This is a genomic window from Mogibacterium diversum, assembly GCF_002998925.1.
In the GTDB taxonomy this organism is placed as follows: domain Bacteria; phylum Bacillota; class Clostridia; order Peptostreptococcales; family Anaerovoracaceae; genus Mogibacterium; species Mogibacterium diversum.
Genome location: NZ_CP027228.1, coordinates 584,101 through 606,685, shown reverse-complemented (window position 1 = coordinate 606,685; position 22,585 = coordinate 584,101). Strand labels below are relative to the sequence as shown.

Annotated in this window: 14 protein-coding genes, 2 tRNA genes and 2 other RNA genes; all 18 read left to right on the top strand. The window is 37.7% G+C overall.

Going from position 1 to position 22,585, the window contains the following annotated elements; all coding sequences use genetic code 11:
• Window positions 1–2: 2 nt before the first annotated feature.
• The 18 genes from rnpB (at window position 3) to hisS (ending at window position 22,585) form a co-directional block, all read left to right on the top strand.
• Window positions 3–349: RNase P RNA component class A (gene rnpB / locus C5Q96_RS02805), an RNA gene on the top strand.
• Between the two features lie 57 nt (window positions 350–406).
• Window positions 407–4,720, top strand: a complete 4,314-nt coding sequence (locus C5Q96_RS02800; protein ID WP_106056917.1) for a 2-hydroxyacyl-CoA dehydratase — start codon at window positions 407–409, stop codon at window positions 4,718–4,720.
• A 61-nt stretch (window positions 4,721–4,781) separates the two neighbouring features.
• Window positions 4,782–5,507, top strand: coding sequence for a YebC/PmpR family DNA-binding transcriptional regulator (locus tag C5Q96_RS02795; RefSeq protein WP_106056916.1), 726 nt, complete (start codon window positions 4,782–4,784; stop codon window positions 5,505–5,507).
• 85 nt (window positions 5,508–5,592) lie between these two features.
• Window positions 5,593–5,784: non-coding RNA, 6S RNA (gene ssrS / locus C5Q96_RS02790), on the top strand.
• 153 nt (window positions 5,785–5,937) lie between these two features.
• Window positions 5,938–7,272 (top strand): P1 family peptidase, encoded by a 1,335-nt coding sequence (locus tag C5Q96_RS02785; protein ID WP_106056915.1) that lies wholly within the window; start codon window positions 5,938–5,940, stop codon window positions 7,270–7,272.
• A 26-nt stretch (window positions 7,273–7,298) separates the two neighbouring features.
• On the top strand, window positions 7,299–9,905 hold the full coding sequence (polA, locus tag C5Q96_RS02780) for a DNA polymerase I (RefSeq protein ID WP_106056914.1): 2,607 nt from the start codon (window positions 7,299–7,301) through the stop codon (window positions 9,903–9,905).
• Between the two features lie 12 nt (window positions 9,906–9,917).
• Window positions 9,918–10,517 carry a dephospho-CoA kinase gene (gene coaE, locus C5Q96_RS02775; RefSeq protein WP_106056913.1) on the top strand — a complete coding sequence of 200 codons (600 nt, stop codon included), beginning with the start codon at window positions 9,918–9,920 and terminating at the stop codon, window positions 10,515–10,517.
• A gap of 59 nt (window positions 10,518–10,576) precedes the next feature.
• Window positions 10,577–11,611 carry a sugar-transfer associated ATP-grasp domain-containing protein gene (locus C5Q96_RS02770; RefSeq protein WP_106056912.1) on the top strand — a complete coding sequence of 345 codons (1,035 nt, stop codon included), beginning with the start codon at window positions 10,577–10,579 and terminating at the stop codon, window positions 11,609–11,611.
• A 47-nt stretch (window positions 11,612–11,658) separates the two neighbouring features.
• Window positions 11,659–13,047, top strand: coding sequence for a Mur ligase family protein (locus C5Q96_RS02765; RefSeq protein ID WP_106056911.1), 1,389 nt, complete (start codon window positions 11,659–11,661; stop codon window positions 13,045–13,047).
• Window positions 13,048–13,767, top strand: coding sequence for a hypothetical protein (locus C5Q96_RS02760; RefSeq protein ID WP_106056910.1), 720 nt, complete (start codon window positions 13,048–13,050; stop codon window positions 13,765–13,767).
• A gap of 141 nt (window positions 13,768–13,908) precedes the next feature.
• A tRNA-Leu gene (locus tag C5Q96_RS02755) sits at window positions 13,909–13,990 on the top strand.
• Between the two features lie 27 nt (window positions 13,991–14,017).
• Window positions 14,018–14,104, top strand: a tRNA-Leu gene (locus C5Q96_RS02750).
• A 46-nt stretch (window positions 14,105–14,150) separates the two neighbouring features.
• Window positions 14,151–14,567: a preprotein translocase subunit YajC gene (gene yajC, locus C5Q96_RS02745; protein ID WP_106056909.1), complete on the top strand. Its 417-nt coding sequence runs from the start codon at window positions 14,151–14,153 to the stop codon at window positions 14,565–14,567.
• A gap of 243 nt (window positions 14,568–14,810) precedes the next feature.
• A complete protein-coding gene (gene secD, locus C5Q96_RS02740; protein WP_106057991.1) occupies window positions 14,811–17,084 on the top strand; it encodes a protein translocase subunit SecD in 2,274 nt (757 codons plus the stop codon).
• 52 nt (window positions 17,085–17,136) lie between these two features.
• Window positions 17,137–19,314, top strand: coding sequence for a RelA/SpoT family protein (locus C5Q96_RS02735; protein WP_106057990.1), 2,178 nt, complete (start codon window positions 17,137–17,139; stop codon window positions 19,312–19,314).
• Window positions 19,314–19,937 (top strand): MBL fold metallo-hydrolase, encoded by a 624-nt coding sequence (locus tag C5Q96_RS02730; protein ID WP_106056908.1) that lies wholly within the window; start codon window positions 19,314–19,316, stop codon window positions 19,935–19,937. Before C5Q96_RS02735 ends, C5Q96_RS02730 begins: the two co-directional genes overlap by 1 nt.
• Window positions 19,930–21,309 carry a coproporphyrinogen dehydrogenase HemZ gene (gene hemZ, locus C5Q96_RS02725; RefSeq protein WP_158696666.1) on the top strand — a complete coding sequence of 460 codons (1,380 nt, stop codon included), beginning with the start codon at window positions 19,930–19,932 and terminating at the stop codon, window positions 21,307–21,309. Before C5Q96_RS02730 ends, hemZ begins: the two co-directional genes overlap by 8 nt.
• 22 nt (window positions 21,310–21,331) lie before the next feature.
• Window positions 21,332–22,585 carry a histidine--tRNA ligase gene (hisS, locus tag C5Q96_RS02720; RefSeq protein WP_106056906.1) on the top strand — a complete coding sequence of 418 codons (1,254 nt, stop codon included), beginning with the start codon at window positions 21,332–21,334 and terminating at the stop codon, window positions 22,583–22,585.

Below are 22,585 nucleotides of genomic sequence, written 5' to 3'. Positions count from 1 at the left end.
AATGGGTAAACTGGATGATCGCGTGATGTAACAATCACGAGGAAAGTCCGGGCTCCATAGGGCGAGGATGCCAGATAACGTCTGGCGTAGGTAACTATAGGGAAAGTGCAACAGAAACATTCCGCCGAAACGGATAATGCCGTGGTAAGGTTGAAATGGTGAGGTAAGAGCTCACCGGCATCATGGAGACATGGTGGCCGTGTAAACCCCATCCGGAGCAAGACTAAGATAGGTATGAAATGCGGCGGCCCGTCGCAGCCGGAAGGTAAGTCGCTTGAAGCAGCTAGCGATAGCTGTTCTAGATGGATGATCATCGTATACAGAACCCGGCTTATAGTTTGCCCATTTTAATTTAGGGATATGAGTGAAAGGACCTCGATATCTCTATCGAGGTTTAGGTGACCATATGAGATTAGGTATTGATGTTGGATCTACGACGGTAAAACTTATCGTTTTAGATGATTCAAATAGTATTGTGTATTCTAGGTATGAACGTCATATGTCGAATGTTTTCGACAAAGTTGCTGAGCTTCTCACGGATATGACAAAGGAGCTTGGCGATATTGAAGTTAATGCAGTTATCACCGGTTCAGGTGGTATGGCATTAGCACAGATTTTAGGAATAAAATTCGAACAGGAAGTAATTGCATGTAGCAAAGCAATCGAAACAATAATTCCGATGACAGACGTAGCTATTGAGCTTGGCGGAGAAGATGCCAAGATTACTTTCTTCGAGTCAACTATTGAGCAAAGAATGAATGGTGCGTGTGCAGGTGGAACCGGCGCATTTATCGACCAGATGGCGGTACTTCTTCATACTGATGCACAAGGCCTCAATGAAGCTGCGAAAGAGCATACGATGATTTATCCGATTGCATCAAGGTGCGGAGTATTTGCAAAAACTGATATTCAGCCGCTTATAAATGATGGTGCAAAAACCTCGGATATCGCAGCCTCAATTTTTCAGGCAGTTGTAAATCAGATGATCAGCGGACTAGCATGTGGTCATCCTATAAGAGGTCATGTTGCGTTTCTTGGCGGTCCTCTTCAGTATTTATCTGAACTTAGAAAGAGATTTGTTGAGACTCTTGGACTTAGTGAGGATGAGGTTATTTTTCCTGAAAATGCAAAATACTTCGTTGCCATTGGAGCAGCAATTCTTGCTGAAAAAGAGACTAAGCAGGTAGAACTTAATAAGTTAATTGACTTAGTGAAAAAAGCTGATCCTGCTTCAGCTGGTGGAACTGTTTATCTTGATCCGTTATTTGAGAATAAAGAAGAACTTGAAGAGTTTAGAGCAAGGCATGCCAAAGCTAAAGTAAAAAGAGCTGATATATCAGAACAGTCTGGTCCTTTGTTCCTTGGAATCGATGCTGGATCAACTACAACTAAAGCGGCACTTATCAATAAGGATAAGGAGCTCGTTTTCGAGTACTATCAGAGCAATGAAGGAGACCCATTAAACGTTGTTCGTAACATAATGACAGAGATTTACGATAAGATGCCCGAAAGTGCTTTTATTGGGAGATCAGTTGTTACTGGTTACGGTGAAGGTTTGATAAAAGCAGCTTATAGGCTTGATGGTGGCGAAATTGAGACGATGGCTCACTATAAAGCAGCTGAAGAATTTCTTCCAGGCGTTACATTTATCCTCGATATCGGTGGACAGGATATGAAATGCATGAAGATTAAAGACGGTGCAATCAATAACATTATGCTTAACGAGGCTTGCTCAGCTGGATGCGGATCATTTATCGAGACATTTGCTAAATCTGTAAATACAAGCGTTGAGGAGTTTGCTGAGGATGCACTTGAATCTAGGATGCCGGTAGATCTCGGTACTAGGTGTACTGTATTCATGAATTCGAAAGTTAAGCAGGCGCAGAAAGAAGGGGCTACAGTTGCTGATATTTCAGCCGGATTATCTTATTCAGTTATTAAAAATGCGTTATACAAAGTTATGAAGCTAAGAAATCCTAGTGAGACAGGGGACAAGGTTGTAGTTCAGGGTGGTACTTTCTTAAATGAGGCTGTTTTAAGAAGTATTGAGCTTGTGTTAGGCAAGGATGTAGTCAGACCAGATGCTTCTGGACTCATGGGTGCCTATGGTGCAGCTATTATAGGATCAAATGAATATGTTGATGGTGAAAAGTCGAGCGTCCTAACTAAGGACGAACTAGATGGTTTTTCAGTTGAAACTAGTAATGACAGATGTCAGAAATGTGGTAACCACTGTCTTCTGACGATATCAACATTCTCTGACGGCAATAAGTATGTATCGGGAAATAGATGTGAAAAGGGAGCTGGCGAGACAGTTGAACCACATAATAATCCTGATTTATATAAAGAGAAACTAAAGCTTTTGTTCGGTAGAAGAAATTTAAAACAAGAAGAAGCAAAACGCGGAATAATAGGTATTCCTCGTGTACTTAATATGTACGAAGATTACCCATTCTGGCATAGTTTCTTTACAACATTAGGATTTAGCATAGTATTAAGCCCTCAGAGCTCTAAGAAACTGTATGAATCTGGTATGGATAGTATCTCATCAGATACTGCTTGTTACCCTGCAAAAATCACACACGGTCACATCAAATGGCTAGTTAATAAAGGTGTGAAGAGGATATTTTATCCATGTGTTAACTTTGAGGTTATCGAGGATAAGACTGCTGCAAACCATTATAATTGTCCAATAGTAGCCACATATCCTGAGGTTATAGATAAGAATATGGCAGACTTATTCTACGAAAATAATGTGGAGTTTTATCACCCATTCCTGCCATATGATAACGACGATAGAATGGTTGAAGAGCTCTATAAATTCTTCTCTGGAAAGAGAAAGATTGACGTTGATAGAGCAAATCACACTGATTCGATAAATCGTTTTGAAAATGATACGAGAATTTATAGCTTATTCGGATTAAACCTATCTAGATCTGAACTTAGAGAGGCTATCAGAGCTGGTAGAAAAGCTTACCAAGAATTTAAGGATGATATGAACAAACTCGGTGACGATGCTCTTAAGTTTATGGAGGAAAACAACAAGAAGGGTATTATTCTTTCAGGTAGACCTTATCACTTGGATCCTGAAATTAATCACGGAATTAATAATGTAATCAATCAGCAGGATATGGTTGTCCTCACAGAAGATTCCGTTTCGAATAAGATTGATATTGCTCGTGATGTCAGAGTGCTTGATCAATGGACATACCATTCTAGGCTATATAAAGCGGCTGTTTTTGCAGGAAAGAGAGATGATCTTGAACTTGTTCAGCTCAACTCGTTTGGCTGTGGACTAGATGCTGTAACTACAGATGAAGTTGATGAACTATTAGGTCAGAACAATAAACTTCATACTGTGCTTAAGATAGATGAAGGATCAAATTTAGGTGCAGCCAAGATCAGAATCAGATCACTAAAGGCTGCGCTTGATGAGAGAGATAAGGCCGGAACTCATTCAGAGGGTTTAAATGAACCATATAAGAGGGTAATATTTACACCGGAGATGAGAGAAGAGTATACGCTTCTCGTCCCTCAGATGTCTCCGCTTCATTTCCAGTATTTCACACCGATTTTACGTGCAGCTGGATACAAGGCAGAACTGCTACCTGAAGCAACTAAAAATTCAGAAGAAGAGGGTTTAAGATATATCAACAATGATGCTTGCTATCCAACTATAGTTACATTAGGACAGATTATTTCTGCTTTAAAATCTGGCAAATATGATCTAAATAAAGTTGGTGTGTTCATGTCACAGACTGGTGGTGGATGCAGAGCTAGTAACTATGTTGCACTTCTACGTAAGGCTCTCAAGGATCTTGGAATGGAGCAGGTTCCTGTAATTTCCTTTAATACAGCAGGGCTTGAAAAAAATCCAGGTTTTAAAATAACTCCTAAAATGGGTTTAAGCCTTGTGTTTGCCGTTAACTATGGCGATTTAATAATGAAATGCTTATATCGTACAAGACCATATGAAAAGGTTAAAGGCAGTGCAGAGAAAATTATGCACAATTGGCATGATAGAATAGTTGAGAATGTTTTAAACTGTAAGGCGAGTACCTTTAAGAAGAACATAAAAATGATTGTTAAGGAGTATGACACTCTGCCAATTTATGAAGATGTTAAAAAGCCTAGAGTTGGTGTTGTAGGAGAGATACTAGTTAAGTATCATCCAAACGCTAATAACAACCTCGTTGAGATCATCGAAGAAGAGGGCGGAGAAGCAGTGGTACCTAGCTTTATTGATTTCTTTGAATATGGCATGCTCAATAAGCAGTTTAACTTCAAGAACCTTTCTGGTTCTCGTAAAGAGATGATTTTCAATAGTGCAGCTTTAAAGGCTATTGAGCACTATAGAGAGTATGTAAGAAAAGCTTGTAGAGCTAGTGAAAGGTTTGAACCAGATCACTATATAGAAGAGACGGCACTTAATGCTGAAAACATTCTTTCTGTTGGTAACCAGTGTGGAGAAGGATGGCTCCTAACGGGAGAGATGGTAGATTTAATAAATTCTGGGGTTAAAAATATTCTTTGCCTACAGCCGTTTGCGTGTCTACCTAATCATGTTACAGGTAAGGGCATGATTAAAGTTCTTCGAAGCTATGATGAGGATGCAAACATTGTGGCTATAGACTACGACCCTGGTGCAAGCCATGTAAATCAGTTAAATAGAATCAAGATGATGATGTCTACGGCTTTCAAAAATCTTGAAAAGAAGTAGTTTGATATGCTATTATATTACGGCAAATTTAATAGTAAAATGAATAGAAGGAGGTCCACCTGTGGGTAGACATGGTACGATTGCAGGTAGAAAATCTGCACAGGATGCAAGAAGAGCAGCGATGTTCACGAAGTATACAAGACAGATTATTGTCGCAGCAAAGGATGGTGGCGACCCTGAGTTTAACTCATCACTTAGAGTTGCAATAGATAAGGCAAAAGCTATAGGCATGCCTAATGATAATATTAATAGAGCTATCAAGAAAGGTACTGGTGAGTTAGCAGGCGAATCGTATGAGGAACTGTTATTTGAAGGTTACGGTCCATCTGGTGTCGCTGTGATTGTTGAAGCTCTAACTGATAATAAAAATAGAACAGCTGCATTTGTAAGATCGACATTTGATAAAAATGGTGGAAATCTCGGCACTCCAGGATGCGTATCTTATATGTTTTCTAGAAAAGGTGTAATATTCATCGAGAAGACTGACAGTCTTGACGAGGATACAGTTATGATGGAAGCACTTGAAGCAGGAGCTGAGGATATGATTGTTAATCAGGATAACTTCGAAGTAAGAACAGAAGCTACTGATTATCATGCAGTCCTTGAGGCACTAAAGGCAGCAGGATATGAAATTGCTGAATCCGAAGTAGAGTTTATACCATCAATGGAATCAAAGGTTGATGATGAGTCTGCGATAAAGGCTCTTCATAAGCTAATTGATACACTTGATGATAATGATGATGTGCAGAGAGTTTCTTATAACTGTGACCTGCCTGATATGGAATAAAATCCTAAACGGATAGTGGTTAAATCACTATTCGTTTTTTATTTCAAGTATTGAATTTAGATTTTATGATAATATAATCAAAATATAAGTTCTGGGATATGCGTTGTGTATCATTAATTGAACCTACACTTCTTACACGGGATTCCGAGTTCGCTTCTAGGCGATATGCTAAGCTGGTATACCGGAGACTTAGAAATTACTGAATAGCGACAGGAAGTACCCACCTTATCAATCGATAGGGCGTCAATTAAGAGCATGACGGTATTTCGGATCTTTTCTAAAAAAGACAAGCCTCATCGTATGATGAGGCTTTAATTTTGTTTAATTAAAGTCTGTTACATGCTATAATATGTTGAATTGATATAAATTAAATCGTTCATGTTGTTTTGTCGTGTATGAAGGTAAGAATATAAGCGAAAGGTATCAGAGAATGGGCTTTAAGAGAATTGATGTAAGGGATATTGATGGCTTTAAACTAGGCAATGCTGAAAATCAAAGTGCAGGCACTGGTTGTACCGTCATTATATCTGAGAATGGTGCTGTAGCTGGAGTTGATGTAAGGGGCGGTGGTCCAGCCACTCGCGAGACGGACCTTCTAAAATCGGAAAATACTGTTCAGGCTGTTAACGCAGTGGTTTTGAGCGGTGGAAGCGCTTTTGGTCTTGAGGCAGGTTCAGGAGTAATGAAATACCTCGAAGAAAAAGGTATTGGCTTCAAGGTAGGGGAACGCAATGTTCCTATAGTTACTCAAGCTTCTCTTTATGACTTAGATGTTGGCTCGGGCGATGTCAGGCCTGATTTAAATATGGGAGCACAAGCATGCATAAATGCATATGAAGGAATTTTTGATCACGGAAATCATGGCGCAGGAACAGGTGCATCTGTAGGCAAATTCTATGGTATGGATAGAGCGATGAAATCCGCACTTGGAACTTTTGCTTGCTCTGATGATGTTCTTGAAGTCGGCGCAATTACTGCTGTCAATGCCTTTGGAGATGTTTATAACGGCAATAATAACATAATTGCAGGACTTTTAAGCAAAGATAAGGAATACATTAAAGGCTCTATTTCAGTGATGAAGAATCATGTGCATGGAGAAGGCGGACCGGAAGCACCAGACATTCGTGACCCATTTAAAAATGATGAAATAGTTGTTACAAACGAAGTAGATGATGATGGAGACGTTAACACAGAAATTGACGAATTATCTATTAAGCATGATATAACTGATCAACAAAATTCAGCAGATATACAAACTATCAAAACTTCAGATTATGAAGCTGTTAGCGAAGAAATTGAAGATAATAAAGAAGACAGTAGGTCAGAGATTGATGAAATCGAGTCTAAAATCAAAGAACTTCGTGCAGAGCTTGAGAGTAATTCTGAACATCATGACACGTTGTTTAAAGAAGACAGTGTACAGGGTGAACCTGATCATGAACCAATTCCAGTTGAAGAGATGGGATACGATGTTCCTTTTAACACGACGTTATCGTGCTTAATCACTAACGCCAAACTAACTAAAACTCAAGCGAATAAGCTAGCTTCAATTTTGCACGATGGTTTTGCGCGGGCTATAAAACCAGTTCACGGGACTCTTGACGGTGATGCAATATTTGTAATGACAACAAATCAAGTAGAAGTTAATTTCGATGCTTTTGCAGCACTTGCAACAGATATTCTTCAGTATAGTGTAATTGATGGTGCGCTTGCGGCAACTGATGCTTATGGACTTAAGGCATCGCGTTCAATTATCGGTAAATAAGCTTGATTAATGAGAGGAAATAGCTTATGAGACTTGTAATAATCGATGGCAACAGCTTGCTTTTTAGGGCTTATTTTGCCATGAGACCAATGATGACAAAAGAAGGGGTGTACACACATGGTGTGTACGCCTTTATCAATATGCTTAATAAAATATTAGGCGATTATACTCCTGACTACATTGCTGTTTGCTTTGATATGAAGGCTAAGACGTTTAGACATAAACAATATGAGGAATATAAAGCAGGTAGACAGCAGACACCGATTGAACTTCTTTCCCAGATTCCTCTCATGCATGATGTACTAGATGCTATGAATATTTCTGTTTTCGAAAAGGAAACATACGAAGCAGATGATTTAATAGGTACAATTACATCTGAAGCTTCGAGAAGAGGCATAGAGTCAATCATAATTACGGGTGACAAAGATGAACTTCAGCTAATTGATAAGAATACTAAGGTCGTAATCAATAAGAAGGGTATGACCGAATTTGACATATATGATGAAGCTGCGATGATAGATCGATATTCGTTGACTCCAAAGCAGTTTATTGATCTAAAAGGTCTCATGGGAGATAAATCCGATAATATTCCTGGTGTTCCCGGAATTGGTGAAAAGAAAGGAATCGCTCTTCTTAAGGAATACGGTTCAGTTGAAGGTGTTCTAGAGAACGCTGATAAGATTAAAGGTAAGCTTGGTGAAAATGTTAGGGCTAATAAAGAAATGGCAACACTTTCAAAGTCGCTTGCTACCATTAGACGCGATGTGCCACTTGATTACGAGTTTGATGATTTAAAATTTGTTAAGCCTAACTATGATGAACTCCTCAATATATATAGAAGTCTTGAATTTAATAGTCTGATAAAAAAATTAGATTCATCAGAACATGAAGCAGTAACAGAAATTAAGAAATCAGGCGCTAATATATTTGATGAATATTCTAAATATAATCATGTAGATCCTTCAAAATTCTATGACAGAGTAAGTTCAGGAAGTGATGTCGTTATAACGTTTAAAGGAGATAATAACCACTCGAGCATGCCTATGCTTGATAGTGTTTCGCTCTTGTCGGCTGAAGAGAAGATTATTACTAAAATTGAACTATCACCGCTTAACGTTTCTTCGGCTATTGAAACGCTTATAAGTAGACGATATGAGTATATCTGCTATGACATCAAACCATTTATATATACGTTACTTAAATATAATATAAATGGTTTACGAATAAAACATGATGCATTTGTTGCAGAATATCTTTTAGATCCGAATAGAAGCAGATATTCCTTAGATAAAATGCTCGTTAAGTATACTGATTTTACCTTTGATGAATCAACTGATGACTCCGTTCATTTGTTATATATATTAAAAGTATATGAAGGTCAGAAAAAAGGAATAGATGAGAATGGGCTCACCACTGTATATGAAGAATGTGAGCTTCCACTTATTGAAACTATGGCAGCTATGGAATCTATCGGCATGAAGGTAGATAGGGCTGTGCTAGAATCTGTTGGAATAGAGCTCGATGCAAGAATAATTGATTTGGAAAATTCAATTTATGAAAAAGCAGGACAGTCATTCAATATTAAATCGCCTAAACAACTGGGTGTGGTATTATTCGAAGATATGGGAATTCCTTATCCTGGTCGTGGTAAAAAGAAGACTGGATACTCTACATCGGTAGATGTTTTAGAGAAGCTGAGAGACGAGCAGCCTATAGTTAATGATATTCTGGAGTATAGAAAGGCCACTAAGCTAAAAAGCACATACATAGAAGGCCTTATTGCTCTTATAGCTGACGATGGCAAAATCCATCCGCATTTTAACCAGACTGTTGCAGCTACAGGTCGTATCAGCTGCACTGAACCTAATCTACAAAATATTCCAATCCGTGATGAATATGGTCGTTATATCAGAAAGGCTTTCGTGACTAGTGACGAGAATCACACATTCATAGGCGCGGATTATTCACAGATTGAATTGAGAATATTAGCGGCGCTCAGTGGTGATGAATCTTTGATAAATGCTTTTAATAATAACGAAGATATACATCGGATAACCGCGTCGAGGGTATTTAATGTGCCACTAGATCAAGTAACACCGCTTGATAGATCTAGAGCAAAGGCGGTAAATTTCGGGGTTATTTATGGAATGAGTGGATTCGGGTTAAGTGAAGAGCTCATGATTTCTAGAGCTGAAGCTCAGCGTTATATCGATGATTACTTTTTAAAGCATACGTCTGTCAAAGCTTATCTCGATGAACAGATTAAAATAGGTGAGCGTGACTACGCTGTAAAGACAATAATGGGGCGCATTAGACAGATTCCTGAATTTGCTTCACGTAAATATATGGATCGTCAGTTCGCAAATAGATTGGCAATGAATACACCTATTCAAGGAAGTGCGGCCGACATAATCAAATTGGCAATGAACAGTGTGTATCTCGAGCTTAAGGATAGAAACTTAAAATCAAAACTGGTTCTTCAAATTCACGATGAATTAATTATTGAAGCGGTTAATGACGAGCTCGAAATAGTCAAAGAATTGCTAAGACGTAATATGGAAAATGCTTTTGAACTTAAGGTTAAGCTGGTATGTGATATGCATACTGGTAGCACTTGGTATGATTTAAAATAGGGGCTTCATTATATGTTAAGGATTGCCATTACGGGGGGGATTGGTTCGGGAAAAACCGCCGTTACTAATTACCTGGAATATCTAGGGTTTACTGTCGTAGATGCCGATGTGATATCGCGTGAGATGACAGGTCCAGGGGGATGTGCGATTGAACGCATTGCCGAGGTATTTGGACCCGATATTGCTTCAATTGAAAAAGGGCTATCACGTGAATATATTCGCACTCTTATATTTAGTAACAATGAAATGAAACAAAAATTTGAGGACATAGTTACTAAATCTGTTATCAAGACTATTAATCGCATTTTAAAAGGCTATGAACTATCAGGAAAGAGCGCTGTTTTCGTTGCGGCACCACTTCTATTTGAATATGATATGCAAGATGATTTTGATGCAGTTTGGTTAGTCGTAGCAGATGAAGCTAAAAGAATAGCAAGGGTGGCTGAACGGGATGGGCTTGATGCAGAAATGATTACCAGAATAATTGATTCGCAGTTAAGCGATGAAGAAAAATCTCTACTTGCATCTGATATCATAGAGAATAATTCGACGGTAGATCATTTGAAAGACGCTGTTAATGTGCTTTTAGATAAATATAAACTAGGGCCATAATTGAGAGATAGTAATATTTGTGATAAAATTATATGTCTTAAATTATGTGAGGTAGAGTTATGAGTGCAAATTTTCTTTATAAACTTAGGGTGCTTTCGGGAGCGAGATTCTCAAAATTAAATGATGTTGCTACTGAAATTAATAGAAGATGTGGAAAAAGTAAATCTAGTATTATAAGAGATATATATCACTGCTACAGACGATTCGGTAGTGGATATTACGATTACATAACTTATCATTTTTATGAATTAGATGATAAAATGCGTGATACGTACATGACGCGTATGCGTAGCAAAAAATTAATTACTTTTCTAAACAATCCTGAAAAAGCAAAGATTTTTGATAATAAAAACAAGTTCGATGAAGTGTTTAAAGAATTTATCGATAGAGATTTTCTTGATGCACTTAATTGTGATCTCGATGAGGCAACACGCTTTTACAATGAAAACGAAGTTGGGTTTGGTAAAATGCTTGATCTCTCATGCGGAAAGGGCGCCGAGATTATCAGAATGTCAGACTTCGAAAATGCTGAGGCATTCTATGACTATATAAAAGAAAAGGGATTCGGAGTTGTTGAGGAGTATCTAATAAATCACGATAAGATTCGTGAAGTATATGAACCTGCACTTAATACAATGCGTATGATTACAATTATAGGCGATGACAACGAACCACATTTATTCTTTGCCGCTCAGAAATTTGGCGTAAATGGTCGTTTTATCGATGTTCACGGTATTCATGCTCCAATAGATTTGGAAACAGGGATTGTTCATTTCCCTTTTCACAGCGGAAATACCGATACTGATTTGATATATACAAAACACCCTGACACTGGCTATGATTTAACAAATTATGAGGTACCTTTGTTCAAGGAAGCTAAAGAAATGATTCTGCGAGCAGCAACGAAGGTTCCCGAGATGAGATATGTAGGATGGGATGTTGCTGTTACAAATAAAGGACCTAAAATTGTTGAAGGAAATGATTACACTGCATATGACTACATGCAGCTTCCGTATCAGAATCCTAGCAGAATCGGTGTTATTCCTGATATTTTAAAGCTTGTCCCTAGCTTCAAAGATGAACTATACAAATAATTCGCACTTAAGCTTGTATGCTAATGGAGAAAGGTTGGCACGAATAAATGGGTAAATTGCGCTTTTTCTGCGCTCTCTTAATTGCAAAGCTATCTATTATTGCGCTTAAGATTACTAGGCATAATGGCACTAACTTTCCTGGTATAGTTGCTATTAGAATATGTCCTAATTTTCTTGAGTATATTGAGCTACCTGATAAGATAATCGGAATTACTGGAACTAATGGCAAAACTACATGTTCTAATCTACTTAATGACGCCCTTACTTTTTTAGGAGAGAAGGTACTTAATAATTCTGCTGGTTCTAATACGATCACTGGTATTACAACGTCACTCATAAATAGTGTAAATTTGGCTGGAAAACAGAGCTATGACACAGCAGTCTTTGAAATAGACGAGCTATCTTCTAGAAGAATATTCCCATTTATACATATCGACTATCTCGTGGTTACTAATTTGTCTCGTGATTCCATAATGAGAAATGGACATCCAGAATACATGAGGTCAATTCTTGAAGCTAATATTGACAAATCTACAAGACTTATTTTAAATGCAGATGATCTTATATCTTCACTGATGTGTCCTGACAATAGCAAGGTTTATTTCGGAATTGAATCACTTGATAGCGACAAAAATTGCTGTACGAATCTTATTGACGACTGCCCAATTTGTCCAGTATGCAGTTCGAAATTAATGTATACGAAAAACAGATACAGCAATATAGGTAGGGCATATTGCCCAAATTGTAATTTCAAATCATTTACTGCTGATTATTTAGCCACAGATGTTAATATCGATTCCATGACGATGAACGTATTTCTAGAAGGTGAGAACTGCAAATTTAACCTGTTTAATAATGGAATTTTCAATATTTATAATGAATTAACGCTTATAGCGACTTTGAGTGAATTAAACTATAAAGTGGATGAAATTAAAGAAGCTGTAGGAAGCGTTCATATAACAAAAGAGAGACTGAATGAATTTGAGGCTGGTGGAATTAAATTAAGTTCTGTTCTTTGTAAGGATAGAAATGCATATGCGAGCTCAAGAGTGTTTGAATACATCGAAGCACAGCCTGGAGATAAGGAACTTCTATTATTCAACAATAACTTCCAAGACGATGCCACATGGTCAGAAAATATGTGCTGGCTTTATGATGCGGATTTTGAACTACTCGCAGATGACAGAATTAAAACTATAGTTACTACAGGGTCTAGAGGATTAGATTTTAAATTAAGACTGCTTTCAGCTGGAGTTAGAGAAGAAAATATTAGATATGTAAAGGATCCTCTTGACTGCGTAAAAGAGTTGAATTTTACAGAAGGGGAAACCATATTTTTGCTTTATGGAACTGATCCGCTTTCACCGGCACGAAAAGTCAGAAAAATTCTAGAAGAACATCTAAACAGGATTGATAAAAACGAGAAGGTGCATTAAATGATTATCGAAATGCTTTATCCAGAGCTCAGTAACTTATATGGAGACTCCGCCAATATTAAGTATCTTAAGGATTCTTTTCCAGAGATTGAAATAATAGAAACAAATATTGGTGAGCGTCCCACTTTTTTAAACAAGGGTAAAGTCGACCTTGTATACAGAGGAACCATGACTGAACGCGGTCAGCAGCTTTTTATAGATAATGCATCAATGTATGTCGACGAAATGAAAGATGCTATAGAGCAAGGGCAGCGTTTTTTAGTTACTGGCAATGCTGTTGAGGTTTTTGGTAAATATATAATTGATAAGACAGGGGAAAAGATTGACTGTCTTAAAGTTTTTAATTATCACACTGAGAGAGATATTCTAGCCAAACGTTTTAATTCACTCTATGTCGGTATGTATAATGATATTAAGATAGTTGGATTTAAAAGCCAATTTGGTCATAGTTTCTATGATGATGAAATTGAACCACTTTTTGATACCATTAGAGGACCTGGATTTAACAGTAAAGAAACACGTGAGGGTATTCATTATAAAAATTTTATGGGCACGTATTTACTTGGTCCATTACTGATTCTCAATCCGGATTTTACAATTGATTTTGCTAATGAAATTGGCATGTCTGAATTTAAGCCTGCATTTTACGATACAGCTAAAGCTGCTTACGAGATGAGGCTTAAGCAGTACACAGATGATAAGACAGGTTTTTATTACTAGTATATTAAATCTTAATTTGGACAGGTACATAATCTAATTAAATTTCTCTTGTTCATTTGATTGTTATCATTGATTAATTTAAAAGTTTTTTTATATTTTACTTGCAATTAAAGCGATTATTTTGTATATTTAAATAGTCGTGTGGCTGTGGCGGAATGGCAGACGCGCATGCTTGAGGGGCATGTGGGAGACCGTGCTGGTTCGAGTCCAGTCAGCCACACCATTTTTTTTACAAAAAAATAAGAATTTTGCCGGCGTGGTGGAATTGGCAGACGCGCGGGATTCAAAATCCCGTGGTAGTAATACCGTATGGGTTCGACCCCCATCGCCGGCACCAGTTTATTTTTCATTTATTACCATAACGAAAATATGGAGGTTCAGAGATGAAGACAGGTTTATACAATATCGTCTTAATATTGGTATTTATACCACTTATCTACTTTATGCTTATTAGACCACAGAGAAAGCGTGACAAAGAAGTTACTAGCATGAGAGCTGCTCTTAAGCCTGGTGATAATATCGTCACAATTGGTGGTATTGTCGGAAAAATTGTAAGAATTAAGGATGATAGAATTCTTATCGAAACTGGTTCAGGCAAGACTAAAATGGAGATTGTTAAATCTGCTGTAGGTAGCGTTGTTGGCAAACAGGAATCTGACAAAAAGGAAGATAAACAGCCTGAAGAAAAAGCTGAACCTGCAGAAGAGACACATGTTAACAGATCCAAGAAGGTTACTCCAAAGAAGCTTGGTGCTAAAAAATCTGATAGCAAGGATGACACTGAAAAGGATGCCGAATAGTTAGAGTTTAGGGTGTGCATGTTGCACACCTTTTTTATTTGTTTTTTTACTAAAAGACTATCTAAATTAACGACAAATAAGGTCATAAATAACCTTATTTTGAATTATGCTCAAAATAGCTATTTATCAACGGATTTATCACTTGAAGAAATCGCCTATATAATGTAAAATATCTTGAAGTATTATTTAATAATTGGGGGCTTGTGTCCTCATTGCATGACGAAGGAAGGGCAATTCGTAATTATGAAAACTGGAACAAAAAAGTTTTTAGCAGTATTAGTTACAGTTATTATCATTATTGGATGGGCTATTGCTATTAACGGAGCTGGTCCCATTAAGAGCATTAACAAACAGCTCAAATACGGTCTTGATATTAACGGTGGTGTGTATGTATTACTTCAGGCAGATACGAAAGCAACTGGATCTGATCTTAGTAAACTTATGGATCAGACTAAATCAGTACTTGAAAACCGTGTTAACGCAATGGGTATTTCAGAGGCAACAGTTTCTGTAGAAGGTAATAATAAAGTTCGTGTCGAAATGCCGGGAGTTGATGATGCTGATACAGCCATCAAGCAGATTGGTAAGACGGCTCAGCTCAGATTTTTACTCGCTGATGGCACTCAGATTATGAATGGTAATGATATCAAAGATGCATCATTTAGCACTGATTCAAATAATGGTGGATACAAGATTACTATGGACTTCACCTCTGCAGGCTCACAAAAGTTTGCAAAAGCGACTGAAAAAACTTCTCAAGGTGCTGTAACTGCAACACTAAAGAACTCCGATGGTAGCGCCTTTGATGCACAGTCAATCATCATTATGCTTGATAACAAAGTTATTTCTGCACCTACAGCGAAAAGCGTGATAAACAGCAGAAGCTGTGAGATTACTAGACAGGGTGGTTTTTCAAAAGAAGAAGCTTCACAGACATCGTCTCTCATTAGAGGAGGTGCACTACCTGCGTCTCTTACAGAAGTTAACTCATCAGTTGAGACTGCGACGATTGGAGCGAATGCGCTAGTTAAATCTGTTAAGGCAGGTATCATCGGTCTTGCTATTGTTTTCTTAATTATGCTTGTAGCATATGGACTACTAGGATTTATTGCGGACCTTGCTCTGTCGCTATATGTTCTAATAGTATTGGTAGCAATGGCTTCACTAGGGGCAGTTCTAACGCTTCCTGGTATTGCTGGTATAATTCTCTCAATAGGTATGGCTGTTGACTCAAACGTTATTATATTTACTAGAATCAGAGAGGAAATATCAAAGGGTAAATCGATCAGAGCTGCAGTTGACACAGGATTTAAATCTGCATTATCAACTGTTGTCGATTCTCAGACCACAACGCTGATTGCTTCAATCGTATTATATCTAATTGGTACTACAGCGGTTAAGGGCTTCGCTCTTACTCTAATGCTCGGTACAATTTGCAGTATTTTTACAGCTGTTATAATAACTCAGCTATACGTGACGCTTCTTGCTGACAGTAAGACATTTGGAAAGAACAAATATTTTGGAGTAAACGAAGACGGTACTCCTAGATTTAAACTAAAGCGTGAGTTTGACTTCATCGGAAATCGAAAGAAATTCTACGCTCTCTCACTTAGCGTAATTATCATCGGAATCGCTTGTGCCGGGTTTAAGGGTTTCAACTACGGAATCGATTTTACTGGCGGAACAACTATTCAGCTTGATATGGGCAAGAAGGTCAATATCGAAGAGGTTAAGAAAACGATCGCTAAGCACAAACTAGATCCTCAGATTGTATATGCTGGCGACAAGAACAACCAAATTGTAATTAGGACGATAAAAGCGCTAAAAGCCGATCAGCGACAAGAGGTAATTAATACAATTGATTCAAAATACAGCTTGAAGAAGGGCGCTGTTCTTTCATCTGAAGAGTTTGGACCAACAGTAGGAAAAGAGCTGAGACATAACGCTGTTAAGTCCGTACTCATAGCAACGTTCTGTATGCTTATATACATAAGATTTAGATTCAAGAACTGGAACTACGGACTTGCTGCTGTCAGCGGACTTGGTCATGACGTATTAGTAACGCTTGCTATTTACGCAATATTTGGATTTACAATCAACAATCCATTTATCGCTGGTATATTGACCGTTGTAGGTTATTCCATCAATGATACTATCGTAGTGTTTGATAGAATACGTGAGAATACAAAGTTCTACAAGCGTAAAGAAGTTGTAGAACTCATAAATGACAGTATCAATCAGACCCTATCGAGGTCGATTATGACGTCGCTTACAACTATTGTTGTTATGATTCCACTGTTCTTCCTAGTTTCATCTGAAATTAGACAGTTCTTGATACCGTTAATTATCGGTGTATCGGTAGGAACGTATTCATCAATATTCTTATGCAGCCCACTTCTTTATGAGTCGATGCGTAAGCAGAATATGTCAAAGTACGCAAAACGCATAGAGCAAAACGAGAAGCAGCGCAAGAGGATTGAGCGCGCTAAACGCGAGAACGACGGCATAATAAAATAGCAATTTAAATTAAATCTATTGGAGGCAAAATTTGCAGTCAGAAGCTGTAGTTATGACAACTGAAGAATTTATAGCTAAGCTTGAAAGTCTTAACCACAAGTATAATTCACCGCTTGTGGTTAAGGCATTTGAAATAGCTAATAATCTGCATAAAGGGCAGCTTAGGAAAAGCGGGGAACCGTACATAATTCATCCTATTGCTGTCAGCTTTATATTGGCTAATTTTGGCATGGATACCGAAACAATTATTGCCGGACTGATGCATGATGTCGTCGAAGATACTCCATATACCCGCGAACAATTAGTCGAAGATTTTGGTGAAGAAATTGCACTTCTGGTCGATGGTGTTACCAAACTTGGCAATATCAAATACGATTCAAAAGAAGAACTTCAAGCTGAAAATTTTCGAAAGATGTTCCTTGCTATGTCGAAAGACATTAGAGTACTGATTATTAAGCTTGCCGATAGACTTCATAATATGAGAACTTTAGAATATATGCCGACAAAAAAGCGTGAGGAGAAGGCTCTAGAAACACTTGAGATCTATGCTCCACTTGCTGGACGCCTCGGTATATATAGCATTAAATTTGAGTTAGAAGACTTAGCTCTTATGTACCTTCATCCAAACGAATATAAGGAGCTATCTAGCAAAGTAAGTCAGAGACGAGAGAGTAGAGAAAGCGTTGTTCAGCGATTAATATCTGAAATAAAAGAAGGACTTGATAATGCACATATTGAATGCGAAGTAATGGGGCGCTCTAAGCACCTATACAGCATTTATAAGAAAATGGTAATCCAAAAGAAGCAGTTAGATGAAATTTTTGATTTAACGGCTATCAGAATCATCGTCGATAGTGTAAAAGATTGTTATGCTGCTCTCGGACTTGTTCATACTAAATGGACTCCTATTCCTGGCAGGTTTAAAGATTACATTGCAATGCCAAAACCAAATATGTATCAATCGATACACACAACCGTCCTAGATGATAATGGTAATCCATTTGAAATTCAGATTAGGACTAAGGAGATGCATCGCATTGCAGAATACGGTATCGCCGCTCACTGGAAATACAAAGAAGGAAAGGCTGTCGGTACCGAAGATGAAGATGAAAAGAAATTAGCGTGGTTAAGGCAGGCTCTCGAATGGCAAAAGGAAACTGATGACTCGCTAGAATTTCTTGAGACTTTAAAAGTTGATTTATTTGATCATCAGGTATTTGTTTTTACACCTCATGGTGATGTTGTTGAACTTCCTGCGGAGTCTACACCTATCGATTTTGCATTTAAAATCCATACAGATGTAGGCGTAAGGTGCGTTGGTGCTAAAGTTAACGGAAAGATGGTCACTATTGACCATAAGCTTAACACTGGTGATATCGTAGAAATTATCACTTCAGCGAACTCTGCTGGCCCTAGCATGGATTGGCTTAATATCGCAAAGAGCTCTCAAGCAAAAAATAAGATTAGAAATTGGTTACGCAAAGCTGATAAGACTAATGTTGTTGAAAAAGGTAAGAATAATATCACTAACTATATTAGAAAAAAAGGGTACGATCCTGCACTTGTTGCAAAAAATTCTTACCTGCTTAAGGCTGTAAAAGATTTAGGTATGAGTAATATAAATGAGCTATACTCCTCTATCTCTGGAGGTGGTGCAGCTCAGGTAAGACTTGGTCAAAGGCTTATCGATTACTATATCGAAGATACTCATAAAGAAGAAAAAAAAGCTGAAGAAATAATAAAAAAGAAACCAATAAAGCATGAATCCAATTCAGGAACACCTGGAATTACGGTTAAAGGTTCTGACAACCTTCTGATTAAAGTTGCTAGATGCTGCAATCCTGTACCTGGTGACGACATCATCGGCTTTATCACAAAAGGTAGAGGTATTACTGTCCACAGAAAAGACTGCACAAATATACTTAGCTTGCCGAATTATGAGAAGGGTAGACTTATTCAGGTAGAATGGGAAACTCCTAAACTCGGTCAGACATACTATGCGGATGTCCTTGTTTCTGGGCAGGATAGAAAAGGGCTGTTTAGTGATATATCAAAGGTTTGCGAAGATTTAGATATAAAGCTTTCTGGAGTTAATATGAGACCAGCCGAGGACAACAATATTACATGTACACTAACGGTATCAATATCAGATACACATCAGATGCAGCGACTTTTAATAGCGCTTCGTAATGTTCCAGGTATTTCAGAGGTATATAGGGCTAGATCATAATGAGTATAAATGTTAAACGAATTGAATGTGCTCCAATAGGAGAAAACACATATGTAGTAAAGGATGATGCTACAGGGCTTTGTGCGGTAATTGATCCAGGCTGTCACAATGACTCTATCGATTATTTTATCGGAGGAGAGAATAAGTTAAGTTATATTATTCTGACTCATGCACATTGGGATCATATAATTGCCCTTAATGAATACAAGAGCAATTATCCTAATGCAAAGCTGATTGTAAATTTTGATGAGCATGAGATGATAACCGATTCTTCAATCAATGGAACTAAGCAATACACGAATGAAGATATCGCCTTAGAAGCTGATATCTACATTGCTGATAACGAAGAACTTATGCTTGGCAACACAACCCTCAAGTTTATCACAACACCAGGTCATACTAAGGGTGGGATGTGCATTCTTGCTGATGGAAATCTGTTCAGCGGTGATACTTTGTTTTTCAAGAGTGTTGGAAGAACAGATTTATATGGCGGAAATTGGGGGCATCTCAAAGAATCAATTCAGAACAAGCTCTTTAAACTAGATGGTAAGACGATTGTATATCCAGGTCATGGACCATCCACAACTATTGAATTAGAGATGAGGGAAAATCCTTTTGTATAGATTATATGTTAATGGAATACATAACGAACATCACTATTCTGAGTTAGCTCGCGAGTTTTTTGCTGACGATGAATATGAGGTTATACCAATTAATATAGAAAATGCTAAAAATTTATCACTTGGTGATTACAGCCTGATTTTTAACGCTGATTTGGGACAAGATAGAGATTGTATAAAACGCGATATATTTAGAACACTATCTGAAATTACTGGCAAATCTCCTGATTGGGGAACTCTGACAGGTGTTAAACCTCTCAAGCCTGCGATGAACCTCTATCTAGAAGGATACGATTTTTCAGAAGTTGAAAAGGGCTTATCTGATATATATATGGTTTCAGATTGCAAAAGAAAACTTATAGATGAGATTCTAAGATATCAGATTGAAAATGTACCCGTTGCTGACAGTAACAAATGGTCAATATACACTAGCATTCCATTTTGCCCTAGCCTCTGCTCATATTGTTCATTCGGTTCTGAGCTTGCTAGAGATAAGTCAATTCTCAGATATATTCCGGAGCTTAAAAAGGAAATAAATGAATGTGGCAGGCTCTTTAGAGAATCTGGCAAGAGCATTGAAAGTGTATATTTTGGTGGTGGCACACCAACTTCTCTAAATGCTATGGAACTTGTTTCTTTATTTAATTCAATAGAGCACTCTTTTGACATTAAACTGAGAGATATGGAAACGACAGTTGAAGCTGGTAGACCAGATACGATAGATAAAGACAGATTAAGCGCAATAAAGGAATTTGGCGTTAGGCGAATTAGTATCAACCCTCAATCGTTGAATGATGAAACACTTAAGAAAATCGGTCGATCTCATTCAAGTGACGACATAAGAAATGCATTCAAACTTGCTCGTGAATATGAATTTGAGGTTATAAATTCCGATGTTATAGCTGGTCTTCCAGATGAAACAGCTGATGATATCGAAAACACTATTAAGAAGTTAATAGATATAGGTGCTAACAACATTACCGTGCATACATTATCTGTAAAACGAGGCTCTAAACTCAAACAGGAAGATCCCGATTATCATTTGAGAGGGATTAGAGAGGTGGAGACGATGTTAGAAAAAGCATCTAATATACTTCATGCAGCTGGTTTTGTGCCTTATTATGTATATAGGCAGAAGCATCAGATGGGATCGTTTGAAAACACCGGTTGGTGTATCCCTGGTCTACATTCTTTGTATAACATAAGGATTATGGAAGAGATGCAGACAATTATGGGGCTCGGTGCAGGAGCGATTGGAAAGCGTTATTTTCCATCAGAGAACAGGTTAGAACGAATACCTAATATAAACGACTATAGAATGTACGTAGAACGGATTGATAACATCATCGCTAGAAAGCATAAATATTTTGATTAAAAGCACTATTTAGGAGGAGATTATGGCAATAAAAGCACCAAAAGGAACCAAAGACACAATGCCTAGGGATTCATACAAAGTGCAATATATCGAAAGAGAGTTCTCGGAACTTTGCCGCCTTTACGGTTTTAGAGAAGTGAGAACACCTATGTTTGAAAGTACTGAGCTTTTTAACAGAGGCGTTGGGGAGACTACCGATATAGTACAGAAGGAAATGTACACATTTGAGGATCTTGGTCATCGCAGCATAACTTTGAAGCCTGAAGGAACTTCTCCTGCTGTTAGAGCGTTTATTGAAAGCCACGACTATGCAGAAATGCAGCCAACTAAGTATTATTATGATACGCCTTGTTTTAGGTATGAGAGACCGCAAGCTGGTAGGCTTCGCGAATTCCACCAGTTTGGTGTCGAGAATTTCGGTACTCCAGATATGATGGCTGATGCTGAAGTCATAGCACTTGCGTCTGATTTTATTAAAAAAATTGGAATTGAAGATGTTGAATTAAGAATAAACAGTGTTGGGTGCAGAGAATGTAGACCAGTATACCGTAAAGCTCTTCAAGATTACTTACGTCTATATTATGAGGAACTATCAGATATCAGTAAAGATCGATTTGAGTCAAACCCAATGCGTATCATCGATAGCAAAGATATTACTGATCAGAGAATTGCCAAAGACGCTCCGTACATGCTCGATTACCTTTGCGACGATTGTAAAGCTGCATTTGAGGCATTAAAAACTAATCTTGACGCAATGGGTATTTCCTATGTTGTCGATCCAAGGATCGTACGTGGACTAGACTATTACACGAAGACTGCTTTCGAGTTTGTAACAACAAAGATTGGTGCACAAGGAACAGTTTGCGGGGGTGGTAGATATGATCACTTAGTAGAAGAAATTGGTGGACCTTCAATTCCTGGTGTTGGATTCGGGTTAGGTAAAGAAAGATTGCTTATTCTTATGGAGCAAAACGATATTATCGTAGATGATCCAAATGTTCCAGATATATCTGTTTCATTTATCGGTGATAAAGCTAGACTTTATGCTCTCGATTTAGTTCACAAATTAAGAGCGTGTGGTGTTTCGGCAATCATAGATACTTTAAACAGAAATCTCAAAGGTCAGATGAAGTATGCTAATAAGCTAAATGCACGATACTCAGTTGTTATCGGTGAAAACGAGATTGAAAAGGGTATAGTTACGCTAAAAAATATGAATAGCGGTGAGCAAAAAGAAATTAACGCCATAGATATAACTAAGGAGATTGAAAAATAA

Excerpts from the sequence above, each read along its gene's own strand:
- yajC (WP_106056909.1), top strand. The coding sequence starts at position 14,151 with ATGAAGACAGGTTTATACAATATCGTCTTAATATTGGTATTTATACCA.
- coaE (WP_106056913.1), top strand. The coding sequence starts at position 9,918 with ATGTTAAGGATTGCCATTACGGGGGGGATTGGTTCGGGAAAAACCGCC.
- C5Q96_RS02760 (WP_106056910.1), top strand. The coding sequence starts at position 13,048 with ATGATTATCGAAATGCTTTATCCAGAGCTCAGTAACTTATATGGAGAC.
- C5Q96_RS02770 (WP_106056912.1), top strand. The coding sequence starts at position 10,577 with ATGAGTGCAAATTTTCTTTATAAACTTAGGGTGCTTTCGGGAGCGAGA.
- C5Q96_RS02765 (WP_106056911.1), top strand. The coding sequence starts at position 11,659 with ATGGGTAAATTGCGCTTTTTCTGCGCTCTCTTAATTGCAAAGCTATCT.
- hisS (WP_106056906.1), top strand. The coding sequence starts at position 21,332 with ATGGCAATAAAAGCACCAAAAGGAACCAAAGACACAATGCCTAGGGAT.
- polA (WP_106056914.1), top strand. The coding sequence starts at position 7,299 with ATGAGACTTGTAATAATCGATGGCAACAGCTTGCTTTTTAGGGCTTAT.
- C5Q96_RS02730 (WP_106056908.1), top strand. The coding sequence starts at position 19,314 with ATGAGTATAAATGTTAAACGAATTGAATGTGCTCCAATAGGAGAAAAC.
- C5Q96_RS02800 (WP_106056917.1), top strand. The coding sequence starts at position 407 with ATGAGATTAGGTATTGATGTTGGATCTACGACGGTAAAACTTATCGTT.
- C5Q96_RS02735 (WP_106057990.1), top strand. The coding sequence starts at position 17,137 with ATGACAACTGAAGAATTTATAGCTAAGCTTGAAAGTCTTAACCACAAG.
- secD (WP_106057991.1), top strand. The coding sequence starts at position 14,811 with ATGAAAACTGGAACAAAAAAGTTTTTAGCAGTATTAGTTACAGTTATT.
- C5Q96_RS02785 (WP_106056915.1), top strand. The coding sequence starts at position 5,938 with ATGGGCTTTAAGAGAATTGATGTAAGGGATATTGATGGCTTTAAACTA.